Below are 22,863 nucleotides of genomic sequence, written 5' to 3'. Positions count from 1 at the left end.
TCGTCTAACCTACCAATCACGTTCTTGAATGGCTACTTCTGTATCTATTTCGATACTAAAAAAGGCTAAAATATCTTCAACAGTTTGTGCAATTGATTCTCTCGCAACGGTTTCAATTTCGCTGTCATTTTCGTCAAACTCTTCTGCAATAACATTGATTGCTTGGATTGCGAAATCAAGCTTTGCTTGAATTTCTTCGATATCTTGATTTCCTTGTTCCAAAAATTCAACAACTTTAACTAGTTCAGCTTTGACTTTATCCACAAGAAAATCAGGGAAATATGCATCAATATACATATCTTTTAAATATTCAATTGATGCACTACTTTTGTCTTGCACTCTTAGCTCCGATGGTTTCATTTTGTCTGACTTTCGTTCGACTTTACCTCGGCTCCAATCTAATAATGTTAAAGTCGATCTATCTCCTGGATCTAGCTTATCTGTAATTTCAAATTCTCTTAATGCTTCCTCATATTGTTCAAGATAATAGTAGGAGTAGCCCACACGAAAATGCCAAAGAGGGTCATCCTCACCTAGTTTTGCAATAGTCAAAAGCTGTTGAAGTGCTTCATCGTAACGTTTCAGATTATTCATAGCTCTTGCCAATAAACTGATCGTATTATAATCTCTGTCTGATTGGGGAATTTCCATAATTTTATCTACTATTTTTTCATGTTCATCTTCTTGATGCCAAATATTAAGTTGTGCGAAAGGGTCTTTTTCCATCACTCTGCCTCTTTTCGTTTGTAAGATAATAACACTTCCTCATTTATTAAGGTTCCGCCTAAATCCAATACAATGGCCTGTATGTCCGATATCTGCCTCCTCTATCAAGTAAACCGGAGTCTTAATCTTCCAATTATAACCTATGACAAGCGCAGGTCATAGGTCCACTATTGAATTAATCTGCCGATTAACTTAATCTCCACTTTTATGCAATCCTCGTAGGAGGAGGATGAGTCTCTTCTTTCATTTTTCACTTTTACTTAACGATGGGATGGGGACAATGAAGTTTTCTGGTGATATGAAAATGAAAAAAGACCATCTCGATACATGAATCGAAATGGTCATTACATTGGCTCGAGTAAGAAGCTGAAATTGTTACGTCCACAGTTACTAAGCGTTGCTTCGCATTCTGCCCCTATTGTTGAGGAAGAAATAAGTTTTCTCTATCAAAATAAATTTTAAGTTTTATAATGATGCCCATATGAATATAAACAGACATGATGGTGTCATCATGTCTGTTTATATTTTAAATTCTTTTATACGCTGAATCGCCAAAAGGCTCGGACTGTAATCCTGATTATGCAATTGCGCTTACATTTTATTTTATGAAACAGCTCATCGTTCGTTTATGACGACTGTCAGTTCAACATTGAAATGGTTGAAAAATGAGCTGAGAAAAATGATATAAATCATTTTTCCATACCGGCCAATCATGGCCTCCGCTCTCCTCGTACCAAATGTGAGGTACATTCTGCTGGGTCAAATACGCATGTGTCTGGTCGCTGACATGTTTTAGATTATCCAAAACTCCGCATGAAAGCCAAAGCAGCTTGAGTTTTGCGGTTGTTTCCTCAGGATTCGGTACTAGCCGCTCAGGTGCCTTCGTATTAGGAGCGGAAGAGAAACCGCCAATCCATGCAAAATGGTCGAGATTCCCTAACCCAATATTGAGTGATTGCCCTCCTCCCATAGATAAACCGGCAAGAGCACGATTTTCTCTTTCAATCTGAACCCAATAGTTTGATTCTATAAATGGAATGATCTCATGCAACAAATCGGATTCAAAGTCCTCGAAAGCTTGCAGCTTGTCGGGATCGAATAGGTTTCCCTCCGCTCGATCATTCGGCATTGCCCGACCGTTTGGCATGACCACGATCATAGGCGCAAGCTTGCGTGCTGCGTACAAATTATCAAGAATAACTTGCGGATTGCCGTGATGGTACCATTCCGTTTCATCCCCGCCAATACCGTGCAATAGATAGAGTACGTTATACCGTTGATTATCTGAATATCCCGGTGGGGTGTAAATCATCATTTTGCGTGAGGTGCCTACCGTCATAGAGAAATATTCAACCGTGTCTATTATCCCACGGGCTATGTTATCCCCATATTGGTCATATCCTGACGGTGCGGTATTCAATATTAAATTATATTTAGCCATGTTCATAATCTTCCTTTCCTGAATGAAAGTGCTTCACTGCCAACAGTGTATTACTTCCATTCAGCGCTAACAACCTGTTAATTCATACTTCTTTCTCATACCCCAAAGTAGAAATTGGCGGGGCATACTCCCATAATCCGACAGGTTGCCGTCGACCATTGTCTAGTAGTAAGCTCATTTTGTAAACGCATACATTTAGTTCCATTTTAAACCACGTCCCCGAAGAAAGAAGTATTGCCCTCTCCACCCTGCCTAATTACTATCATGATTTGCATAAATCAAACAAAATAAAGGAGATGTAATGAATGAGTAAGAAGAAATTTAGTTTAGGAGTCAAGATTATGCTGCTTCTCGCATTAGTGATGTCGCCGATGTTGCTAAGCGGAAAGCCGGTAGAAGCGTGGGTTGGCATGCCAATGTCCAAGCTCCATGTTAGTGGTAATCAGCTGGTGAACACCAACGGTCAGCCCGTATTGCTCAGCGGGTGGCATCAGCCTTCCGGTGCTTACTGGACATACCAGAACAGCAACTACTATCTGAATCAGAACGGCGGGAATCGGCATGCAGCTATTCTGGCATATTTGAAGGATATTACCGATACCTTTACGAGCACTTCCGCCAAATACGGCAACAACCATGGATGGTATATGAATCAGGTCCGTCTATTCATTGACCGGGAAGACATGGGAGACGTTGCAGCGGGCACCTATAACTTTGCTGGTTTGCAGGCCGTCACCCAGAACGTAATCATTCCTTACATCAACTATGCCAAGACCAAAGGTTTATATGTTACACTCGGCCTCGATTACACGTTGAATAACAACCAAGCGACAACGCCCGACAATCTTGCTAAATTCAATCAGATCTGGGGCTACCTAGCTGACCAGCCGGGCATTAAGAGCGCGGATAACGTCATGTTCGAGCTAATCAACGAGCCTGTACTATCCGATGTTAATGGTGTTTGGGGCGGACATCCTTCCCAGTCCAATTTCGTTGCGCACTGGAACTCGCTCAAAAATTTCCAAAACGCAATGATCTCCACGATCCGCAGTAAAGGAGCAGATAACGTTGTCTGGGCAGCGGGGCTCGGCTGGGATCAATACTATCAATTGTGCGCAGCATATCCACTTACGGATCCACTGAACAATGTTGGTTATTCGGTCCATTGGTATCCAGGCTATGGTGCTAATGACAATTACACGCTTTTACAGCAGCAGTGGGATACCAATATTAAGCCTTGCGCTGATAATTATCCAATCAATATTACAGAAACAACCTGGTTTAAAACACAACCCGGAGACTCCTCCTATTGGGAGCTGTTTAACGGGTCAAACGAGGGATTCGGCAAAAACACTAAAGCGATCTTCACAGCGGCAGGTAATGTGAGCATTGCTGTCCATATGAACGGATTTTTGCTGAATTCCGGCACGAGAAGCTCGTTCGCAGACCCGACAGCCGGCTTGCTGTATGATGGTAATACAGCCCGCGATGGCATGGCCCGCTTTATTTTTGAATGGTATTATGAACGCGCTCAGTTAAATCCTTGGAATGGTGTCTGGAATGGAGTGACGAATGGTGCGACGTACAAGCTTGTGAACCGTGCATCGGGCAAAATGCTCGAGGTTCCGGGCGGGCAAAATAAGAACGCCCTGCAGCTTCAACAGTCGACGGACAATAACACGACGGCGCAGCGCTGGGTCGTTACGGATCAGGGTACCTACAACAACTATTATGAGTTGCGGAGCGTGAGCTCATCTGATAATAAAGTCATGGATGTTCGTAACGGAACAAAAAACAACGGGGAAGCGATTCAGCTTATGCAGGCTCTCTCCAATACAGCACAACAGTTTCGCTTGATCAAGCTGAGTAACGGATACTGGAGCATTCTTAACGTGAACAGCAACAAAGCAGTCGAAGTGCTGGGATCCTCCACCGCAGATGGAGCGAAAATCCAACAAAATTTATACCGCGGCGATCTGAACCAGCAATGGCAGTTGGTTCAGTGAAGTTGGAAGGGCAAGTCCATTACGGACTATGCCCTTTCTTTTGCTTAGTGTGAGCTAATAGCAGGTTAAAATATTATCATTAAGTACACTTGCCTAATCTTAAGCCCCTAGTTGCCGTCGCTCACCGAAGAATAATCTGCTCCCGACTAGGACCAACAGATACCGTTGTGATTGCGACTCCGATCTCCGACTCGATGAATTCGACATAACCCCTTGCCGCCTCCGGTAAATCTTCCATTTTAGCCACCTGCGAGATATCGCACTTCCAGCCCGGAAGCCGCTTATAAATAGGTTTGGCCGAGGACAAATTCTGTGGGAAGAGGAACTCGTTCGCGACCTCCCCCTCCGTCTCATATCCTACGCATATCGGAATTTCATCCAAGTAACCTAGAACATCCAAGTTCGTAAGGGCGACGGAGGTTGCGCCTTGGATCCTGCAGCCATAACGCGTCGCGACCGCATCGAACCATCCGACCCTTCGCGGCCGGCCTGTCACCACTCCATATTCGCCGGCATCTCCCCCGCAGCTTCGAAGCTCCTCGGCCTCCTCGCCCTCCAGCTCTGCTACGAAAGGACCGGCACCGACACAGCTGGAGTAAGCCTTAGTAACCGCAACTATCTTCTCTATCGAATACGGCGGAAGCCCTGCACCGACCGAAGCATATCCGGCAAGCGTAGATGAGGAAGTGGTGAATGGATAAATGCCGTGATCCGGATCCCGCAGCGCCCCAAGCTGTCCCTCAAGCAAAATCCCTTCTCCATTTCGATATGCCTTATGCAACAACGATGTGGTGTCGCACAGGTAAGGTGCTATAGCTTCCGCCTGCTCGCTTAGCTTGGATAACCAGTCCTCCACCTTAATGGAAGACTGTCCGTAAAGATGCTCAAGCAGAATGTTCTTGCTCTCTAATAAATGCTCCAACCGTTCACGAAGATGAGCCTGGACGAACAACTCGGAAACCTGAATTCCGAGCTTCGCGTATTTATCGGCATAGAAAGGAGCAATACCGCGTTTGGTCGAACCGAAGCTGCGTGCTCCCAATCGCTTTTCTTCAAGCTCATCGAGCATCCGGTGCACTGGCAATACAATTTGAGCCCGCTCCGAAATACGTAATTGAGGACGCGGAACCCCTCTTACCGTTAAGGATTCCAATTCTTGCAGCAGCACATCGATATCTACCGCTACTCCCGGGCCGATAACGTTTACGACATCCGGATAGAAAACCCCTGAAGGAAGCATCCGCAGCGCAAATTTGCCGAAAGGGTTGATAATCGTATGCCCCGCATTGCTCCCGCCTTGGTATCTCACCACATAGGAAGAATCGGCCGCCATCACATCTGTCATTTTTCCCTTGCCCTCGTCTCCCCAATTTGCACCTACAATTGCTGTTATCGTCATATCCTTGCCCTCCGATCCTAATTTGCTTACAGAGCTAATGATAATGGAAGTAAAGTGTATTAGAATAATAGATATTAGTTATATTAGGTATAAAGAGAGGTAATGGATATGCAAGTGAATCTGGAGTGGTACCGTGTCTTTTATTGGATTGCTAGAACAGGGAGCTTATCGCGGGCCGCAGATCAGCTTCATATCACTCAACCGGCCGTCAGTCATACCATTAAACAGCTGGAGAGCACCCTTGGTGGGCAGCTGTTTTTCCGCACTCCGAAGGGTGCTACCTTGACCAAGGAAGGAGAGGTGCTTTTTCACTACCTGGAGCAGGCTTTCAATTTCGTTGACATCGGAGAGAAGGCCATTGCAGAGATGAACAACTTAAACAGCGGAGAAATCGCGATTGGGGCAAGCGACACGTTGTGCAAACACTACTTATTGCCTCATCTGGAGCAGTTCCATGCCCAGCACCCCGGAGTACGGATTCGAGTCACGAATCGGACGACTCCGGAGACGCTAGCGCTGCTAAAGGAAGGCAAAATCGACTTTGGCATCGTCAGCCTGCCCGCTTCTGACAAACAAGTTGAGTTCCGTAAGAGCACGCCGATCCAGGACAGTCTTGTCGGGGGGATCAAATTTCGGGATTTGGCGGCTGACGTCCCGCTTTCCATTGAAGCCCTCAAGCAATATCCTCTCCTGATTCTTGAATCGGGGGGCAGCACAAGACGGTACCTGGATGACTATGCCGCTTTACATGGAGTAAAGCTGGAGCCTGAATTCGAACTGGGAAGCGTGGATCTTCTCGTTCAATTCGCTCGCAGCGGATTCGGCCTTGCTTTTGTCGTTCGGAATTATATCCAAGAGGAGCTGCAGTCCGGCAAGCTCTTTGAAATACCATTGGATCCGCCGTTGCCCGAACGGCAAATCGGTATTGCAACGCTTAGAGGAGTCCCTCTGTCTTCGGCGACCCGGTCTTTTCTGGCGTTATTGCCTTGAAAGCCGTGCCAACGTCGCATCGTGCCATTGATTCAGAACATTACAATATTTCGATATACCCTTCTGTTCCATGCACGCGAATGCGTTGCCCATCTTTTATTAGTTTGGTAGCCTTTTCTACCCCAACAACTGCTGGCAAGCCATATTCACGCGCGATAACGGATCCATGGGTCATTAGTCCGCCAACTTCGGTGACTAGTCCTTTAATAGATACAAACAAAGGTGTCCAGCCAGGGTCAGTAAAGGACGTGACTAATATATCTCCATCTTCTAGAACCGCATCTTCCATCCTTAAGATGACACGTGCTCGCCCCTCAATCACTCCGGAAGAAACAGGCAAGCCTGCCAAAGCTTCGGCTGGGAGATTTTCTCGTTCGTATTTACCCGAAATCATTTCACCATCAGACGTAATAACTCGTGGTGGAGTTAGTTTTTCATATATGTTGTACTCGTCCTTTCGTTTGCTGATGATCTGGTGATCCAGTTTACTTGTGCGTACGACATCGCTAAATTCGTCAAAAGTGAGATAATATACATCTTCTTTCTCATGAATAACGCCTGCTAGTACGAGCTGCTCGGCTTCTTTCAGTAAAGCTTGCTTATATACGAAGTAGCGACTAATCATGCCGTATTTTGGATATTCACGATACCCGATGAAATTCTGGATTAGACTAATCACTCGTTTTGTCTCTTCGGCTTTTCGCTTGCCATCCGGTAATGTTTTCAATCGATCTAATAACTCTCGTTCTTTTTCTAAAGCTTCCTGTCGTCCTTGCTCAAATTTCCGTTTGCCCGCATTAGGCTCAAAGTTTTTGATGTGACCTAGAATCATCGGGACAAGTGTCATTGGTTTTTCACTCCAACGAGGTTTCGTCATATCGATTTCTCCGGCACAGCGCATTCCGTATTTATGGAGATAAGCAGAGATAGCGTCTAGGGTTTCCTGTCCACCTTTAAACGTAACGAGCTCATACAAAAAGTTATCGTCTTTTACATGCTGTAAATAATCAATGACTTCTGGAAAGGGGCGAATCACATCTGCGACATCCAATAGCGCCAGACCCATTTCCGAAGTAATATTGTTTGGAACAGATTGCGAAAGCGTATCTGCCACGTTTTTTTCACCTAACCACTCTTTCATTTTTTCATTAATCCATGCAGAAGCATCCATAGCAGTCATAAACACAGCCGAACTTTGTGGATCAAATAAAAATTTCTTTAATTGCTGGATATCTTCTAGAATAAAATCAAATAAAGCTGATCCTGTTTTCGTTTGGATGTTTTGTTTTAACTCTTCTATCGATGTTTGATTACGCTTAATCAATTCAGATACGATTGCCGGATCGTTTTCGATTTGTGCTTGAAAATCCGAAGACGCTATACCTTCATTACTTTTAATGGGACTAGGTATTTTTTCAACATCATCTGGTGACGTTTTTATAAAACCTTCTCGCGCAACGATGGTCAAAAGTGCGTCTTTGATGAGTGGCTCGGATTTTCCGAGAGCATCTATGATCATCTTTCTTCTGTCAGACGAAGCCAAAGTTTGTGTGATATCAACAAATAGTCTTCCACCAGCTTTACGCATAGGTGCACGTGTCGTTAACAGGTAAAAAGACAGTCCCAATGGTTTTATAGGGTCGGTCATCATTTGTTGGTGGCCGACAGATACATAGACGTGATTTTCTTGATCATCCGCTTCAGGGATCGGGTATAAAGTAGTGATTGGCCGGCTCTGAACAATATAAAAGGTATCATGAGCCAAGCACCATTCGATATCTTGTGGGCAGCCGAAATGTTCTTCAATCTTTCTTCCTATGCGTGCTAGTTGTAAAATTTGTTGTTCAGTAAGGGTTTGCGCCTTTTGCTGATCAGGATCGATCTGCTGTGTCTCTGTTCCGCCTTCTTTTAGTCCATAGATAGCCCATTTTTTGGTTGCAATCTTCTTATCGACGATTTCCTCTTCCTGTACTTTATAACTATCGGGAGATACCAAGCCAGATACCAATGCTTCTCCAAGTCCAAAACTGGCATCGATGGATAACAGCTTTCGGTTAGAAGTAATCGGATCAGCAGTAAATAAAATCCCTGAAGCCTGTGGGAAAACCATCCTTTGAACAATAACGGATAAATAAACTTGGCTGTGGTCAAATCCATTTTGCATACGGTAGATCACCGCGCGATCCGTAAAGAGGGAAGCCCAACATTTGCTAATATGCTGCAAGACTGCTTCTTTGCCGATAATATTTAAATAGGTATCTTGTTGGCCAGCAAAAGAGGCATGTGGTAAATCTTCAGCCGTCGCACTAGAACGCACTGCATAAGCATGTTCATCCCCAAACTGGGAGAGATAGTGAGTAACTGCTTTTACAACATTGGCAGGAATTTCTGCTTCCATAATGATCTGTCGAATCATTCGGCTGATTTCACCAATTTGATTTCGATCCTCTACTTTTAGCAACGTTAGTCGATTGAGCAAAGCATGGTACGTTTCGTTTTGTTCGATGACTTTTTGATATCCCACTGTTGTAACACAAAATCCTTCCGGTACTTGTATTCCTTCTATTTTGGATAATTGCCCTAAATTCAACCCTTTTCCGCCAACGAGCAATAGCTGCGTTTTATCCATTTCCTGAAAACCGAGAACCAAAGAACTCATTCAACATCTCTCCTAACCATTAAATTGAGAAAAAATCATTTGACACGAGTTCATCGACATAGTACAATTAAATTATAAGATGTGTTATCTATGTCAATTCAACTTTTGAGAGTCGTATTCAGATTGTATCATCGTGTCTGTTTATATGCAATATTAAAGAACCTGATCTAACTAATCAGGTCCTTTTTTGATTTCCTAATATGATTAGTTGTATCAAAATTCTTTCATTTTATTCTTCTATGACTATTAATGTATGATCATTGATTTACCAGTGAATATCTACGCCGCCTTCAACATGGATATCTTGCCCTGTAATCCATCTGCTATCTTCTGAGGCTAAAAATAAAATAACGGGGACCACATCGTCTTCTGGTATTCCAATTCTGTTGAAAGGACTAGATTTCGCCACTTCCGTCATAATGACATCATAAAGTTCTTTCGGAGAGTCATTTATTACCGTATCCGTTATCGCTATAGGACTTACATTGTTCACTCGAATATTATATTTTCCCCATTCAATAGCGATAGTACGAGTTAAAGCCCCAACAGCGCCTTTAGCTGCAGTATAAGATGCATATCGATCTAAACCTTGAACGGCTCTGCTTATAAAATTGATAATCGATCCACCATTTTCTTTCATCAAAGGGAAACAAAGCTGCATCATCGTCCATGTTGCATATAGTTGTGTTTTTAATGAATGATCTAAATCCTCAATCGTTTGCTCTAAAAAAGGCACCATATAGTTCGAAGAAGTGGCCCCATTAATTAATACATCTACATGGCCAAATTTCTCTTGAATGTTCTGCACAAATTCCTTCATCTGCTCTTGTTCTTTTAAGTTTGTTACTATTGCTAATACATCTGTGCCTTCTGCCTCACACAGCTTTGCCGTTTCCTTTAATTTCTCTTCTTGAATATCACAAATGGCTAGTTTTGCCCCTTCTTTGGCAAAGCGGATCGCATTTTGTTTTCCAAGTCCTGCAGCTGCTCCAGTAATCACAACAACTTTATCTTTAAATTTCACTTGCTACACCTCCGAATGTTATGAAAAACAGATCCTGTGTCCATATAAAATGACACCTTTACTGTAACAAACTTCGAAGCGGCAACATTACAAGCTTGATGCTTTTTTATATCAGATTTGTACGTGAACTTTTAGATGGTCCAAATTGGTGTAAATAAGAAATAGACCATACTTCGCCAAGGAGATGGTCTATTTCTTTTCTGAACTTACACGTTTATTTTTGGTTATTACGTGCTTCAGCCTTGATCATGTTTGAGATTTAGGCTTGAGACGGTACTGATGAGGTGTGATTCTCATTTCTCTCCGGAATATATCGGTAAAATGGCTTTGTGAGCTGAAGCCGAGCTTTTGTCCAATATCATTCAATGTCAACGAAGTATGTTCGAGAAGCTGCATAGCCGCGGAAATCCTCTCCTTACGGATGCGATCAGAAAGCGTTTCTCCCGTCTCTCGTTTATATGCATGGGAAAGATGGCTTCGGCTAAAGTGCAACGCCTCCGCGATTTCGCTGACAGTCAGAGAATCGTACAGATGTTCTTTAATATAATGATGACACTTCCGAACTAACGGTGAATAGCTTTTATCCTCTTGGGCAAGCGCGACATTGCCGGCATACTCAAGGAAAACTTGTTGATGCAAATCTAATAAAGCTTGTACAGATTTGGCCTGTTGCGCCTTCAGGATATAATTACGGTAAATACCTGAAGCCTCCATATCCGACATTCCTCCGTCTACGGCAGAACGCACAATTTGAGGCCATAAAAATTGAACAACCATATAAGTAAAAGATAATTGATTGCTAAAAATCAGCTTTGTATAGGTTTGAAATTCGGGGGTACTCAGCTCTCTCTCAATTTGTTTGCGACGACCGCCGCGAAGGCAATCTAATAAAAACGATAGGATGGAATTTCCTTTCAGTCTCGCATACTCATCAGAAATAACGGTTTGAAAGTCCATTGCAAGCGCCTCCTCATTAAATCACTGTATCTATTCTACCAGAGAGTTGAGGAGGTTTTCATCTTAGAGAGTGTGACCATTTAAAGAGTAAATAAATGATCAGCATCGATGAAAATCGATAGGCACCTATTTCTTACCAATCGGTCGAGATTCAATCCATGTAAGGTTATTAGTCCATAAATATTGCAAGTTTTATTTTGCGATTTTAAACCATGGGCCTGAAGCTTGAATCACGTTCCAAAGTTTTTCCGGAAGCTCAAGCTCACTCACCTGCGACGCTCTTATCGCTGTTTGGATCTCAGACTCTTGTCCCTGTTGAAGCTTTTCAACCCAGTCTGGATTCATGATTAACGCGTGGCCAATCGCAGCCAAGGATAATCCCTTATCTAATGCTGCTATAACATTATCCGGAGTTACCATAGTGCCAGCAGCCATTACAGGTATTCTGCCGTTTACATGTTCAACCATTAATTCAAGATAGTTTTTTTCATCTTGACTATCAACTGGCTTTGATGAAATGGCATTAACCAATGACGCATGCACATAATCAACGCCCTCTTCAATGAGGTGCTCAATCAAAGCATAGGTATCCTTCATTCTTAGACCGCCTTCTTCTGATTCGTCAGGAGAAATTCTGTAGCCGAGAATAAACGGTTTTGTTGCATGTTTTTTAATCATCTTGTTCATTTCTTGAACGACTGCTAAGGGGAAACGCAAGCGATTTTCCAGTGAGCCTCCCCATTGATCCTCACGCCTATTGAAGAAAGGAGAAAAGAAGTTCTGAAGTAAAAATCCATGCGCACCATGAATTTCAACGCCATCAAACCCTGCTTCAATGGCTCGTCTTGTTGTTTCTCCAAACGCGTGAATCACTTCCAATATTTCATCGTGTGTAAGTGCTCTAGGCTTAACGGAAGGCGCAAATGCTGTGGCTTCAGTCTCTACATCGCTGGAACTAACCACCTCACCATTTGGAGTCAAAACCGGTAGTGCTTTATTACCTGCGTGAAAAATTTGAAGTATAGCAGGAGCTCCCCCACTTTTCGCTGCATCCGCCAATTTACGTAAACTTGGAATAAAAGTATCATCATAAGCGGCGAATTCATTCGTAAAACCAATACCGTTCGATTGGACATGTGTACATCCTGTGATAACTAAACCTACGCCATTCACTCTTTTCTTGTAATATTTCACTTCATCATCTGAAATCGTGTAATCGTCATTACTGGCCCAAGTGGTCATAGGTGCCATAACGACGCGGTTTTTGATCGTAATGCCATTTTTGAATGTAAAAGGTTCGAACAATTGATTGTATTTTGAATTCATTTCATTTCCTCTTCTCATTTGATTTATTGAGAACTAATTATATTTAATTATTCCGACCTTTCTTTAAGTCCATGTGTCATTAATAAATCGAACATTCGTTTATTTTTAGCTGATTAATAATACTCCCATTTCTTATCAGTCGACTGCCTATATAATAAACGATCATTCGATTAAAATCAATGCTTTTTATCAGAGGGCAGCCATTCTACTGGAATGTTTCTCCCTCTGAAGGTTTTAAATTATGCTTTTAAAGCATCCCAAGTCATTTGAATTAATTCATTCAAGCTATCTTGCTTCAACTCTATTCGACCACCAAAATGTTCTTTAACATATTGCATGGACGGGCTAAACATAAACATATGAAGCAGGCCTGTATCCACTTGTTTGAAAACATGTTGACTCTTTCCTTTTTCAAGCAAGCTAAAAATCGGCTCGAACATCTCTATTCCTTCTTTTAAAGATAACTTATGAAGAAGAGGTGAGTTTGAAAATTGTTCAATAAATAAAAATTCTTCTTTATTGGTTAAAATAAAGTTTATAAACTTTTTCAACGCATGTTCGAAAGCTGCTTGTAAAGATATTGAGTCATCATAATTATAAAACACTTCTAGACTCATCTTCTTCTTAATACTCAAATACAATTTATTCAGCATGTCCTCCTTATTTTCAAAATAAACGTAAATCGTTGAAGCAGATACGCCAGCTTTTTTCGCGATCTTGGACATCGAAGTTTCAGACAAACCATGTTCATTTATCAGGTGGATCGCTGCATTAAAAATGCTCTCACTTTTATTTTCATCTTTATGTCTCATGCGCCTATAATAAACGTTCGTTCGATTAAAGTCAATTCAAAAACCTCATCTATTGAAAGGGCCCGATCTCTCACACTACCATCTTATCGGCAGCATCTTACCTCGCATGATGAAACGTACAGCCACCTTATCCCCTTCGGCAACCATCTCCTCCAACGTCCACTTTATATCAGGGAAGCCACTTCGCATCATTCCGATGATCGCGAGATAGCCAGCTGGCCCCCGCATCGGCTCGGCCTGTCCGGGGACAAAGAAGATAGCACCCGGTGCAATAAGCTCATCAGCTAGCTTCTCGCTAGCTGTATTAATAAACTCCGTAAATCTGTGCATCTGATGTTTGTTAGTTTCAAATAACATGGTGAAACTCCTTTCTAGACTTCCATTGTTTTTAAGGCTTGGGGAAAGCTTCGTTTTTCGAAACATTTATCATCGCATGAGGGAAACTTTTCTTGAAGTACTTTTCAACTCTGGCGTGGATATCCCCACGGTACCAATCCGACAGCCCATATGCTGCAAATAATTCAGGCATTCCTAGCCGCATTGAACGCTTTCCCATCGAACCGTCCCCTATATTCAGCGTATCAATCCAAATACGATCCACTATGCCGTTCAGCAATTTAGGAAAATCAGGGGTAAACGGCAATACAGGTGAAATGGATGCCTGCGCAGCTATTCCGGATTCATATATTTCTCTTAAAGCTCTTAGGCGCAATTTGATCCCAGGCGCATACGGCGAAAAAATTTGCTTAATATCCTCTCGATCTGTTTCAATCGTCATGGATACCAGGACATCACAAGTCTTCTTTAATTTAAGTATCAAATCAAGATCCCTTGTAATGAGTGGGCTTCGTGTCTGGATTTGAAGCAGATCAGGTGGCGTTTCGAGCATCGCTTCTAAAATCCGCCTTGTAAGGGCTGCCTTCCGTTCAATTGGTTGATAAGGATCAGTAGCCGAGGACATAAAGATCTTAATCGGTTTGTTTTTTTGACGCAGCTTGATCACTTCATTCTGGTAATTTTCAGCCGCATTTGTTTTGATCTCCACCCATTCTCCCCAAGGCGTATCTTTAAACTTTTGAATCGGCATTTCTCTTACGTAACAATACCTGCATGAAAATGCGCAGCCGCTATACGGGTTCAAGGAATGGGTATATCCAATATCTAAATAACCTTTGGCTTCATTTAAAATTTTCTTGGAAATTATATCTTTCATTTCAATTGGCATTTAAATTTACATCCCTCTCTATAAGATCAGGATTGAAAAACATGGAGGTATTCCGTGTAATCGTCGTCGCTGAAGACATTAAAGATGATTTTCTCAAAATGGTGGGCATGCGTATTCAACCACTCATTGACGGTCTGGACAGCTATTCTGGACGCTTCTGGCTTAGGAAACCCAAATACCCCTGTCGAGATTGAGCAAAAAGCGACCGTTTTTATATCTTCTATTTCACTGGCCAGCTCCAAACAAGCTCGGTAACAAGCAGCTAAATCTGCCTTTTGCTGCTCTATCAATTCCGTTCCTTTGGTTACAATTGGACCTACTGTGTGCAAAACAAACCTTGCAGGCAAATTATAACCTTTTGTGATTTTTGCTCCACCTGTAGCTTCTGACTCGCCTTGATAAGTCATAATTATTTTGCAGTCTTCCCTTAACTGCGGACCTGCCGCGGTGTGAATAGCATTATCGATACAAGCATGGTATGGTTGAAAACAGCCCAACATATATTGATTCGCTGCATTGACGATTGCATCTGCACCTAGCCGTGTAATGTCGCCCTGCCATAAGCTGAATCTATCAGCTTGACTAAAGCTGCACCGGGGTACCAAAGTTGAAACGCAATCTAAATGATCCACATCAACAGTCCCTTTTTCTTTTAATTCGGTTTGCAAAAGAGCGTCTAGCTTGCTTAAAAAGTCCACTGCTAATGGTGTCGGTTCCCTGACCGTGAGAAGCCCCTTTAGTAAATTGCGTTTTTCCATATAATTAGAGGGAATCATCGTTTTCCGCACCTGCTGTTGTTCTTCCAGCAGCGTTTCTAATAAATCGTTTACCATTTGCTCTTTACGACAGAAATCATTTTGCACTGGTATATAACGGTCGTTCAATTGGATGAGAGAAGCATACTCCATTAATGTTAGTTGCACCCTTTTACATCTCCCTCAACATGTGCTTTATTTCGTAACCGCTAATACAACCTCTTGCATATCTTCGGTAAATGAGACTGTTTTAGCATTTATTTCCTGCATACCCTCTGGGTGGTCTTTGTTTAGCCGAATTAAAATAGCCTTCTCATTATGATAAGTCATTGTTTCAAATGGATAACGAATGATGCCAGGTGTATTAAACCCAACTCCCAATTCCAAAAAGACGATCTTCTTTTCTTCAGCATTCAACAAAAAATTTTTGTATGACGTATCCCGATCGTGCCACTTTTCATCCTGCACAAAATACCGGTTCATTCTTAAATTAGGATCCATCTTTCCGCCGCAGATCGGACATTTAGATACGAGTTCTGCTGGAATTTGACAATTAACGGTCTGCTGAATCATATCCTTAACGATTTGTTCATTATAATAAAGTTTGTTATGGCAGCCTTTAGCACACTGTAGATAGCTGTAATTGCCTTGTATCTCAAATACGCGATCTGGCGGAAAGCCTCCCTTTTCAAACTGGCTTTCGACGTTGGTCGTGATGACAAAATACGGCTTGTTTTGAACCAATCGAAATAAATCCTGGTAAAGCTTGGTCGCACCCGCTTCATAGCGGCTTAAACTAATGTGCTTGGCCCAGTAAGCCCATTTCTCTTCCTCTGTTGCAAACGGATAAAAGCTGGACGTGTAAAGGTCAGTGAAGCCATACTTTTCAATAAAGGGGCCAAAATGGTCGGTAAATGGTTTCCCGCTATATGCGATGCCCGCAGCTGCCGATAAACCTGCCCCTCCGCCTAATAAAATGGTATCCGCTTTGTCCAAACGCGCACGATAACTGTCCATCATTTCGATCTCTCCTCGGTTCCTTCCAGATATGGATTGCTCTTTAGAAAATCACGGATTGATCACAACAATCTTTCCGCTTGCCTGATTACTTTCCATCAACAGATGTGCCTCATGGATTTGGTCGAGCGTAAATATTTTGGCAATCGGCGCTTTGATCTTATGCTTCTCGATAAAAGCAAACAAATCTGCAAGCAAATTTTCTTTAATGAGCTCGCTTGTAAAAGCTGTAAAATAAACGCTTGTCGGTATATGAACCAACGGTTCAAAACGTTCCATCTCCCACTCATTCCCTAATATCCCTGACATGCATAAGATGCCATACTCTGACACGAGCGACAGCGAATGTTTCAATGTTGCCGTTCCTACTAGCTCCAAAATTTTATTTGCACCTTTTGGCGCAATGGCAAACAGCGTTTCGGTTAATGATTCATCATCGAGCAGTACATAATCTGCGCCAAACTGCTTTAAAAAATCTGCTTTATTTTTATCTCGGGTGGTCGATATAACAGTTGCGCCGGTGGACTTGGCGAGCTGCAAGGCGGCCAAGCCTACAGAACTGGTTCCTCCACGTATCAGCAATGTTTCCCCCTCTCTCAGCCTTAGACATTCAAATAGCGAAGCATAAGCTGTATAATACATTTCCGGGCTTGCGGCAAGCTCTACCCAGTCCAGCTCATTTTGAATAGGGTAAACTTGAGCACACGGGATAAGCGCATATTCAGCATAGCTGCCGTCAAATTCACGTCCCAGTCCTCCCATCAAAGACACAACACGCTGCCCTTTTTTATAAGAACTATCCGAAGGATCATCTATTTCCCCCGCACATTCAATTCCAATCACTCGTGGCAGTTTAACGGATGGAGAATGGCCTTGCCTTGTATACATCTCCGAACGGTTAATGCCAAATGCTTTTATTTTGACACGTACCCAGCCTGGCAGCACTTCGGGCATGGGAATTTCACACACAACCAAATCCTGAGGTGCACACGCTTTTTCTAGAACGATCGCTTTCATCGATAAAACGCTCCTTCCATACTCACTCTAAAATTTATATATTTTCTTCTCGATTTGAATCAATAAAGCATTAGCACCGATCGCCAACCCAGCGGATAATAAGCTGCCCCACAACATTTTGTTAACATTCATTGTACGAAGTCCATCGAACAAAATGCTGCCTAATCCGCCTGCGTTGATGAATGCCGCGATTGTTGCCATGCCGATCGTAGACACGACTGCAAGTCTGATTCCGGCAAAAAGTGTTTTTATGGATAACGGCAGCCTGACCTGAAACAGAACTTGTATAGGGTTCATTCCGATGCCAGCAGCTGCTTCAATAATAGACGGATCGATTTCAGTTAAACCCGCAATAAAATTGCGCAATAATAAATATTGGTTGTATATGATTAGAACGATAATGGCTGTCCCTGTTCCCAATCCAGTTACCGGAATCATAATCGCGAAAAGCGCCAGACTAGGGATGGAGTAAATGACGGAAAATCCATGAAGCAGCATTTTTGAAATGATTTTCGAAGACATGGCTGCTATCGTTAAAATCGCAGCTAGTAGAACTGAAATAATCGTAGCAGCTACTACCATTTCCAAATGTTCCAGCAGTGCCTTAACCCATTTATCAGGATGGCGTATGGCATATTCAATCAAGCCAATCCCTCCCAGAAACGTTCTTGCTCTCTCGAAGAATAAAGGAGTGACGATACGAAATCATCTGCAGGATTTTTTACAATATTGCTTGGGGTATCAAATTGACATATTCGACCTTTGTTCATGATCATGACTCTGGTTCCGAGTTTAAATGCTTCGTTGATATCATGCGTGACCAAGAGAAAGGTTTTATTTAACCCACCATGTATTCTCAAAAGCTCATCCTGCAAATTCAACCGGTTGATCGCATCGATTGCGCCAAAGGGCTCATCCAGCAGCATAATCTTGGGATCCGTCGCCAAAGCTCGAGCCAATCCGATTCTTTGCTGCTGGCCACCTGACAACTCGGACGGATAGCGATTTCTAAATTCCTGCGGCTCTAACCCAACAAGCGATAACAACTCATCTACTCTAGTATGAATTTGAGCTTTATTCCATTTCAAAAGCTTTGGCACTACCGCGATATTCTGAGCTATGGTCATGTGTGGAAATAACCCCACCTGTTGAATGATATAACCAATACGACGTCTAGCCACTACAGGATCAACTGTTGCAATATCTTCGCCAAATAGCTTTATCGTCCCCTCATTCGGTTCATAAAGACGATTTATCATTTTTAATAAGGTTGTTTTGCCAGATCCTGAAGAGCCTAAAATCGTGACAAACTCCCCCTCTTGGATCGACAAACTCACATGATCGACCACGTAATCTCCGGAATGCGAATATTTTTTACTCACCTTATTGAACTCAATTGCTGTAAGAGACATGTTCTCCTCCATGAAACCGCTTATTTAATCGATTCGTAAAAGGCTTTGGCAACGTCTTCATATTCCTCTTTATCCACATCGACTTTGGCGTTGAGCGCTGTAATGGTATTTGTATCTAATGCCGCACTTACCTTATTGATTATTTCTGCAAGGTTAGGATTAGCGGTCAATACCGTGTTCTGAATAACGGGAGCTAAATTATAAGGCGGCCATACACGCTTATCGTCTTCTAATAAGGTAAATTCATCCTTATTCACTAATTGGCCTTCCGTTATATAAGCTGGCGCAACATCCGCTTCATTATTCCGGAGCACTGTATATTTCAAGCTATTGTCATACACTTTCGATGATTTCCAATCCATTTTTCCATATACTCTTTCTAATGCCGGGATGCCATCCTCTCGTTGGTCCACTTCTCCTTGTGAGGCAAATCGAAGCTCGGCTGCATGCTTTTGCAAATCTGAAATGGTGGTTATACCAAGCTTTTTGGACACATCTGTACGAATAACAAGTCCCGCCCCGTCGCTCGCTTGGGAGTAATTGAGCCAGGTGATTTGAAATTGTTTGTTATATTCTTCCTTCACCGTCTTATAAACTTCATCAGGATCGGTAATGAGATCCATCTTTAGTACAGCCAATAAACCGGTGCCCGTATATTCAGGATACATATCAATTTCATGATTCACGAGCGAGGTATGAATCACAGAACCTGCAATGCTAGGGACTCTTTCCACTTGAAACCCGGCATCTTCCAAAGCTAAGGCGTACAGTTCTCCAACAATTAAATTTTCCGTGAAATCCTTTGTTCCAATGCGAATCGTTGCGCTGTTGCTTGGGTTTGCGCTATTGCCTCCGCACGCCGCTATCATGAGTGCCAATACCAAAAAGGTTAGGATAACAGTGAATGGCTTCATTTTCTTCCTCATTCTCATTCCCTACTTTCTAACAAATTTATATTTGAACAAAAACCTGTCCGTGAGATCAAGGGACAATCCAGCTGCAACCGCCAGCATGGCAACCGAAGTGCCGCCAACCAACAGCAAATCCATTCGATTAAGGCCTAAGCCTGTGAAAATAATTCCTCCAAGTCCGCCCGCGCCGATTTTGACAGCCAATGTGGCACTTGCAATGATTTCGATCGTTGCCGTCTTCATTCCGGCAAGAATGATGGGTGCGGCTAGAGGGAATTTGACTTTCCATAATACTTGCCGATCTGACATACCTGCTCCATAAGCTGCTTCCAATAAAAATGGAGGAACTTTCTCTAGTCCTGCAACTGTGTTCATAAGAATGGGAGGAGTCGCTAATAAAACTAATGCGACCATTGCGGGCCCCGTCCCTGTCCCCATAATCGGGATTAATAGCAGGAGAACGGCCAAACTCGGAACAATTCGCAAAGCTTGAAACAGAGCTACCATCCATCTTTCGTATTGCTTATGCTTCACACAAAGGTGTCCGCAAGTTATCCCAATTAATGCAGACAGCAGTAGTGCCCAAAAACTAAGCTCCAAATGCGATTTTACAGAGAACCAATAGTCCTTAGAGTGATTGAAAAAATAATCAGATAGTTGCATCCATAAATTGACGCCCAATGTGACTCCCCCTCTATCCTCGAAAAGTCATCGTATAATAGCTGCGACGTTTTACGGGGATGCTAAGCGCCCATATTTAACATAAAAGTGCTCATAAACCTATTCACTCAAGCATTTAGTTTTATATAAAACTAAATCATCAAAAAAAATTAGAACTCGATCTTTCGAAGAAGTTCTATGATTTGATTTTTTTCCTCAATAGCGAACTTGCTATATATTTTGTCTATTAGGGATTCAGATATTTCTTCAAAAACTTTTCTAAGATCGTATCCTTTCTCTGTAAGAGTAAGCCGATATATACGAGTATCCTTGAGATCCTTCTCTTTGCGGATGTATCCTTTCTTCACCATCTTATCAACCAAAACGGTTACCGTTGACTTGTCTCGGTCAATTAGCTTGGATAGCTCATGCATAGTAAGGCTTTCTTGCTGATACAGTCTAAACAAGATATCACCATGTGATGGCGCAATATCCTTAATATTTCTTTCTCTTAGCTCACTTTCTATAAACCGATTACCCTGACGATGGATGCGGCCAACTAAAGATAAAATGTATGTTTCATTCATGAGCTTCATTTTAGTTTTATATAAAACTTTTGTCAAGCACCGTGCTGTTGCTTAAATCAGTCAAGCTGCAGTCAAACAGCTGTCCTACCGAGTTGTTAGAATAACGCCAGAGCTTCTGTATTCAAAACAACTATCCGTTCCGGCTTATGCTGTGTGGATCGGGTAACCGAGTGCTACTTCCTCTGCTTCAAGCACGATCTCGCCAAGTGTAGGATGCGCATGGATCGTTAGCGCGATATCTTCAAGAGTTGCACCCATTTCGATAGCAAGAGCAAGCTCAGCAATCATATTAGAAGCTTCAAGACCGACGATGTGCGCACCCAATACAAGACCGGAATCCGCATCTGATACGATTTTGACGAAGCCTTCATTAGCATTAAGCGACATTGCCCGTGCGTTAATAGCGAATGGAAATTTGCCGACCTTAACGTTAAGACCTTTGTCCATGGCTTCCTTCTCACTCAAGCCTACGCTCGCGCATTCAGGATCGGAGAAGCAGACTGCTGGCACACATTTGTAGTCAATAACGCTTGGTTGACCGGAAATTGCTTCAGCTACGACACGTCCTTCGTACATGGCTTTGTGCGCAAGCGCAGGTCCAGCAATGATATCGCCAATCGCATAAATATGAGGAATGTTTGTACGGCATTGCTCATCAACTTCAACAAGGCCACGATCGGTCATTTTAACGTTTATAAGGTCAAGACCAAGCTTGTTATCGGTATTTGGACGACGTCCAACCGTTACGAGCAAGTAGTCAGCCGTTACTTTCTCTTCTTTGTCGTCAACTGTATAGGTTACAGTTACGTCTTTATCAGTTTGTTCAGCACCTTTTGCTTGTGCGCCTGTAATGATATCAACGTTCGTGCTTTTCAGTTTCTTAGCGACGATGGATGACATATCCTTGTCAAAACCCGGTAAAATAGCGTCGGAGCCTTCGATTACCGTTATTTTTGTACCGAATTTCGAATACATCTGTCCAAGCTCGATACCTATATAACCGCCGCCTATAACGACGAGGCTCTTCGGTATTTCAGGCAAGGACAAAGCGCCTTTCGACGACACGATACGGCCGCCGAAAGGGAAAGCCTTCAGCTCGATTGGGCGGGAACCTGTAGCAATGATGCAGTTACTGAAACGGTAACGCAGCGATTCCTGATCATTAAATACGCGCGCTTCATTTTCGCTAATGAACGTTACTTCGCCTTGTAAATATTGGACTTTGTTTGCTTTAAATAGAGAAGCAACGCCGCCTGTCAATTTCTTAACGACACTGTTCTTAAATTCTTGTACCTTGCTAAAATCAACCTTGGATTCGCCTACTTCGATTCCAAAAGCAGAAGCGTAGCTGTGCGATTCATATTGATGTGACGCGGAAATAAGCGCCTTCGACGGGATACAGCCTACGTTCAAGCAAACGCCACCTACGTATTCTTTATCTACAACAAGTACATTTTGTCCAAGCTGGGCAGCACGAATAGCTGCTACATAACCGCCGGGGCCTGCGCCAATGACTAGAGTGTCAATATCTTGGTAAACATCATCTACGACCATTTCTCATACTCCATAATGAATAATTCCATTTAATAATCAAGTTAGCTACTATAAATAAAAACTAGAACGTTCATTCTATATTTTCCGCAAAAATCCCTCTTACATGAAGTTGAATTTGCTATACTCATCACCTCATATTAAGCGTATAATTGGATGTTGAACGCTCATTCATCAACTATTCGTATCCGTTAGTTGAATAGCTGTGGACCAGGGGGAGACTCAAGAATTCAGAAACAAACGTTCTAATAAAATGAAAAAAATACATTACCCTCGTAATCAGAGGTGAATTCACCGTTCTGCTACCCCATAGAATAAAAAGAGTCTCATCGATTTATCCAATAATTGCTCGAAATTCCATCTCCCTGTATTATAAATACATCATATA

21 protein-coding genes are annotated in these 22,863 nt (G+C 42.6%); 2 read left to right on the top strand and 19 right to left on the bottom strand.

The genetic code is table 11. The annotated features are described in order from the left end of the window. Window positions 1-9: 9 nt before the first annotated feature. Together ASF12_RS36665 and ASF12_RS23960 are read right to left on the bottom strand one after the other, a co-directional pair. Window positions 10-726: a DUF5713 family protein gene (locus ASF12_RS36665; protein WP_442952552.1), complete on the bottom strand. Its 717-nt coding sequence runs from the start codon at window positions 724-726 to the stop codon at window positions 10-12. A gap of 643 nt (window positions 727-1,369) precedes the next feature. Next, window positions 1,370-2,167: an alpha/beta hydrolase gene (locus ASF12_RS23960; protein ID WP_200931665.1), complete on the bottom strand. Its 798-nt coding sequence runs from the start codon at window positions 2,165-2,167 to the stop codon at window positions 1,370-1,372. 305 nt (window positions 2,168-2,472) lie between these two features. Between ASF12_RS23960 and ASF12_RS23955 the strand changes: the two genes are divergently transcribed. Next, window positions 2,473-4,173: an RICIN domain-containing protein gene (locus ASF12_RS23955; RefSeq protein ID WP_056040309.1), complete on the top strand. Its 1,701-nt coding sequence runs from the start codon at window positions 2,473-2,475 to the stop codon at window positions 4,171-4,173. Window positions 4,174-4,294: 121 nt separating this feature from the next. On the opposite strand, the gene ASF12_RS23950 is transcribed toward ASF12_RS23955, so the two are convergent. Beyond that, complete coding sequence (locus ASF12_RS23950) at window positions 4,295-5,572, bottom strand: adenylosuccinate synthase (RefSeq protein ID WP_056040307.1); 1,278 nt, start codon at window positions 5,570-5,572, stop codon at window positions 4,295-4,297. Between the two features lie 108 nt (window positions 5,573-5,680). On the opposite strand from ASF12_RS23950, the gene ASF12_RS23945 reads away from it, so the two are divergent. Continuing rightward, the gene (locus ASF12_RS23945; protein ID WP_056040306.1) at window positions 5,681-6,562 is read left to right on the top strand and encodes a LysR family transcriptional regulator; all 882 of its coding nucleotides are present in this window, start codon (window positions 5,681-5,683) and stop codon (window positions 6,560-6,562) included. 40 nt (window positions 6,563-6,602) lie between these two features. On the opposite strand, the gene ppsA is transcribed toward ASF12_RS23945, so the two are convergent. The 16 genes from ppsA to lpdA form a co-directional block, all read right to left on the bottom strand. Beyond that, window positions 6,603-9,221, bottom strand: a complete 2,619-nt coding sequence (ppsA, locus tag ASF12_RS23940; RefSeq protein WP_056040304.1) for a phosphoenolpyruvate synthase — start codon at window positions 9,219-9,221, stop codon at window positions 6,603-6,605. A 265-nt stretch (window positions 9,222-9,486) separates the two neighbouring features. Further along, complete coding sequence (locus tag ASF12_RS23935; protein ID WP_056040303.1) at window positions 9,487-10,245, bottom strand: SDR family NAD(P)-dependent oxidoreductase; 759 nt, start codon at window positions 10,243-10,245, stop codon at window positions 9,487-9,489. A gap of 246 nt (window positions 10,246-10,491) precedes the next feature. Then, window positions 10,492-11,202 carry a helix-turn-helix transcriptional regulator gene (locus ASF12_RS23930; protein WP_056040300.1) on the bottom strand — a complete coding sequence of 237 codons (711 nt, stop codon included), beginning with the start codon at window positions 11,200-11,202 and terminating at the stop codon, window positions 10,492-10,494. Between the two features lie 192 nt (window positions 11,203-11,394). Further along, complete coding sequence (locus ASF12_RS23925; protein ID WP_056040298.1) at window positions 11,395-12,528, bottom strand: NADH-dependent flavin oxidoreductase; 1,134 nt, start codon at window positions 12,526-12,528, stop codon at window positions 11,395-11,397. 239 nt (window positions 12,529-12,767) lie between these two features. Further along, complete coding sequence (locus tag ASF12_RS23920; protein ID WP_056040297.1) at window positions 12,768-13,340, bottom strand: TetR/AcrR family transcriptional regulator; 573 nt, start codon at window positions 13,338-13,340, stop codon at window positions 12,768-12,770. A gap of 75 nt (window positions 13,341-13,415) precedes the next feature. Continuing rightward, window positions 13,416-13,697, bottom strand: a complete 282-nt coding sequence (locus ASF12_RS23915) for an ester cyclase (RefSeq protein ID WP_081419005.1) — start codon at window positions 13,695-13,697, stop codon at window positions 13,416-13,418. Window positions 13,698-13,728: 31 nt separating this feature from the next. Further along, entirely contained in the window at window positions 13,729-14,565 is an 837-nt protein-coding gene (locus ASF12_RS23910; protein ID WP_056040295.1) for an SPL family radical SAM protein, read from the bottom strand. A 26-nt stretch (window positions 14,566-14,591) separates the two neighbouring features. Beyond that, complete coding sequence (locus ASF12_RS23905) at window positions 14,592-15,488, bottom strand: protein-ADP-ribose hydrolase (protein WP_056040293.1); 897 nt, start codon at window positions 15,486-15,488, stop codon at window positions 14,592-14,594. A gap of 27 nt (window positions 15,489-15,515) precedes the next feature. Continuing rightward, window positions 15,516-16,340, bottom strand: a complete 825-nt coding sequence (locus tag ASF12_RS23900; RefSeq protein ID WP_056040291.1) for a Sir2 family NAD-dependent protein deacetylase — start codon at window positions 16,338-16,340, stop codon at window positions 15,516-15,518. A 48-nt stretch (window positions 16,341-16,388) separates the two neighbouring features. After that, window positions 16,389-17,354, bottom strand: a complete 966-nt coding sequence (locus ASF12_RS23895) for a zinc-binding alcohol dehydrogenase family protein (protein WP_056040290.1) — start codon at window positions 17,352-17,354, stop codon at window positions 16,389-16,391. Between the two features lie 27 nt (window positions 17,355-17,381). Beyond that, a complete protein-coding gene (locus tag ASF12_RS23890) occupies window positions 17,382-17,999 on the bottom strand; it encodes an ABC transporter permease (RefSeq protein ID WP_056040288.1) in 618 nt (205 codons plus the stop codon). Further along, entirely contained in the window at window positions 17,996-18,766 is a 771-nt protein-coding gene (locus ASF12_RS23885) for an ABC transporter ATP-binding protein (protein WP_056040286.1), read from the bottom strand. Before ASF12_RS23885 ends, ASF12_RS23890 begins: the two co-directional genes overlap by 4 nt. Before the next feature lie 20 nt (window positions 18,767-18,786). After that, on the bottom strand, window positions 18,787-19,692 hold the full coding sequence (locus ASF12_RS23880) for a glycine betaine ABC transporter substrate-binding protein (RefSeq protein ID WP_056040285.1): 906 nt from the start codon (window positions 19,690-19,692) through the stop codon (window positions 18,787-18,789). Window positions 19,693-19,701: 9 nt separating this feature from the next. Next, window positions 19,702-20,358, bottom strand: coding sequence for an ABC transporter permease (locus ASF12_RS23875; RefSeq protein WP_162241931.1), 657 nt, complete (start codon window positions 20,356-20,358; stop codon window positions 19,702-19,704). Between the two features lie 149 nt (window positions 20,359-20,507). Then, window positions 20,508-20,960 (bottom strand): MarR family winged helix-turn-helix transcriptional regulator, encoded by a 453-nt coding sequence (locus ASF12_RS23870; protein WP_235533262.1) that lies wholly within the window; start codon window positions 20,958-20,960, stop codon window positions 20,508-20,510. Window positions 20,961-21,068: 108 nt separating this feature from the next. After that, entirely contained in the window at window positions 21,069-22,478 is a 1,410-nt protein-coding gene (gene lpdA / locus ASF12_RS23865) for a dihydrolipoyl dehydrogenase (protein ID WP_056040283.1), read from the bottom strand. Window positions 22,479-22,863 lie beyond the last annotated feature (385 nt).

This window comes from Paenibacillus sp. Leaf72 (assembly GCF_001422685.1).
Lineage (GTDB): Bacteria > Bacillota > Bacilli > Paenibacillales > Paenibacillaceae > Pristimantibacillus.
Note: the sequence above shows the minus strand (reverse complement) of the source record. Positions and strands in the feature narration are given on the sequence as shown.

Coding starts and splice junctions, on each gene's coding strand:
- ASF12_RS36665 (WP_442952552.1), bottom strand. CDS start 726: ATGGAAAAAGACCCTTTCGCACAACTTAATATTTGGCATCAAGAAGAT.
- ASF12_RS23960 (WP_200931665.1), bottom strand. CDS start 2,167: ATGGCTAAATATAATTTAATATTGAATACCGCACCGTCAGGATATGAC.
- ASF12_RS23955 (WP_056040309.1), top strand. CDS start 2,473: ATGAGTAAGAAGAAATTTAGTTTAGGAGTCAAGATTATGCTGCTTCTC.
- ASF12_RS23950 (WP_056040307.1), bottom strand. CDS start 5,572: ATGACGATAACAGCAATTGTAGGTGCAAATTGGGGAGACGAGGGCAAG.
- ASF12_RS23945 (WP_056040306.1), top strand. CDS start 5,681: ATGCAAGTGAATCTGGAGTGGTACCGTGTCTTTTATTGGATTGCTAGA.
- ppsA (WP_056040304.1), bottom strand. CDS start 9,221: ATGAGTTCTTTGGTTCTCGGTTTTCAGGAAATGGATAAAACGCAGCTA.
- ASF12_RS23930 (WP_056040300.1), bottom strand. CDS start 11,202: ATGGACTTTCAAACCGTTATTTCTGATGAGTATGCGAGACTGAAAGGA.
- ASF12_RS23925 (WP_056040298.1), bottom strand. CDS start 12,528: ATGAATTCAAAATACAATCAATTGTTCGAACCTTTTACATTCAAAAAT.
- ASF12_RS23920 (WP_056040297.1), bottom strand. CDS start 13,340: ATGAGACATAAAGATGAAAATAAAAGTGAGAGCATTTTTAATGCAGCG.
- ASF12_RS23915 (WP_081419005.1), bottom strand. CDS start 13,697: ATGTTATTTGAAACTAACAAACATCAGATGCACAGATTTACGGAGTTT.
- ASF12_RS23910 (WP_056040295.1), bottom strand. CDS start 14,565: ATGCCAATTGAAATGAAAGATATAATTTCCAAGAAAATTTTAAATGAA.
- ASF12_RS23900 (WP_056040291.1), bottom strand. CDS start 16,340: ATGATGGACAGTTATCGTGCGCGTTTGGACAAAGCGGATACCATTTTA.
- ASF12_RS23895 (WP_056040290.1), bottom strand. CDS start 17,354: ATGAAAGCGATCGTTCTAGAAAAAGCGTGTGCACCTCAGGATTTGGTT.
- ASF12_RS23885 (WP_056040286.1), bottom strand. CDS start 18,766: ATGTCTCTTACAGCAATTGAGTTCAATAAGGTGAGTAAAAAATATTCG.
- ASF12_RS23880 (WP_056040285.1), bottom strand. CDS start 19,692: ATGAGGAAGAAAATGAAGCCATTCACTGTTATCCTAACCTTTTTGGTA.
- lpdA (WP_056040283.1), bottom strand. CDS start 22,478: ATGGTCGTAGATGATGTTTACCAAGATATTGACACTCTAGTCATTGGC.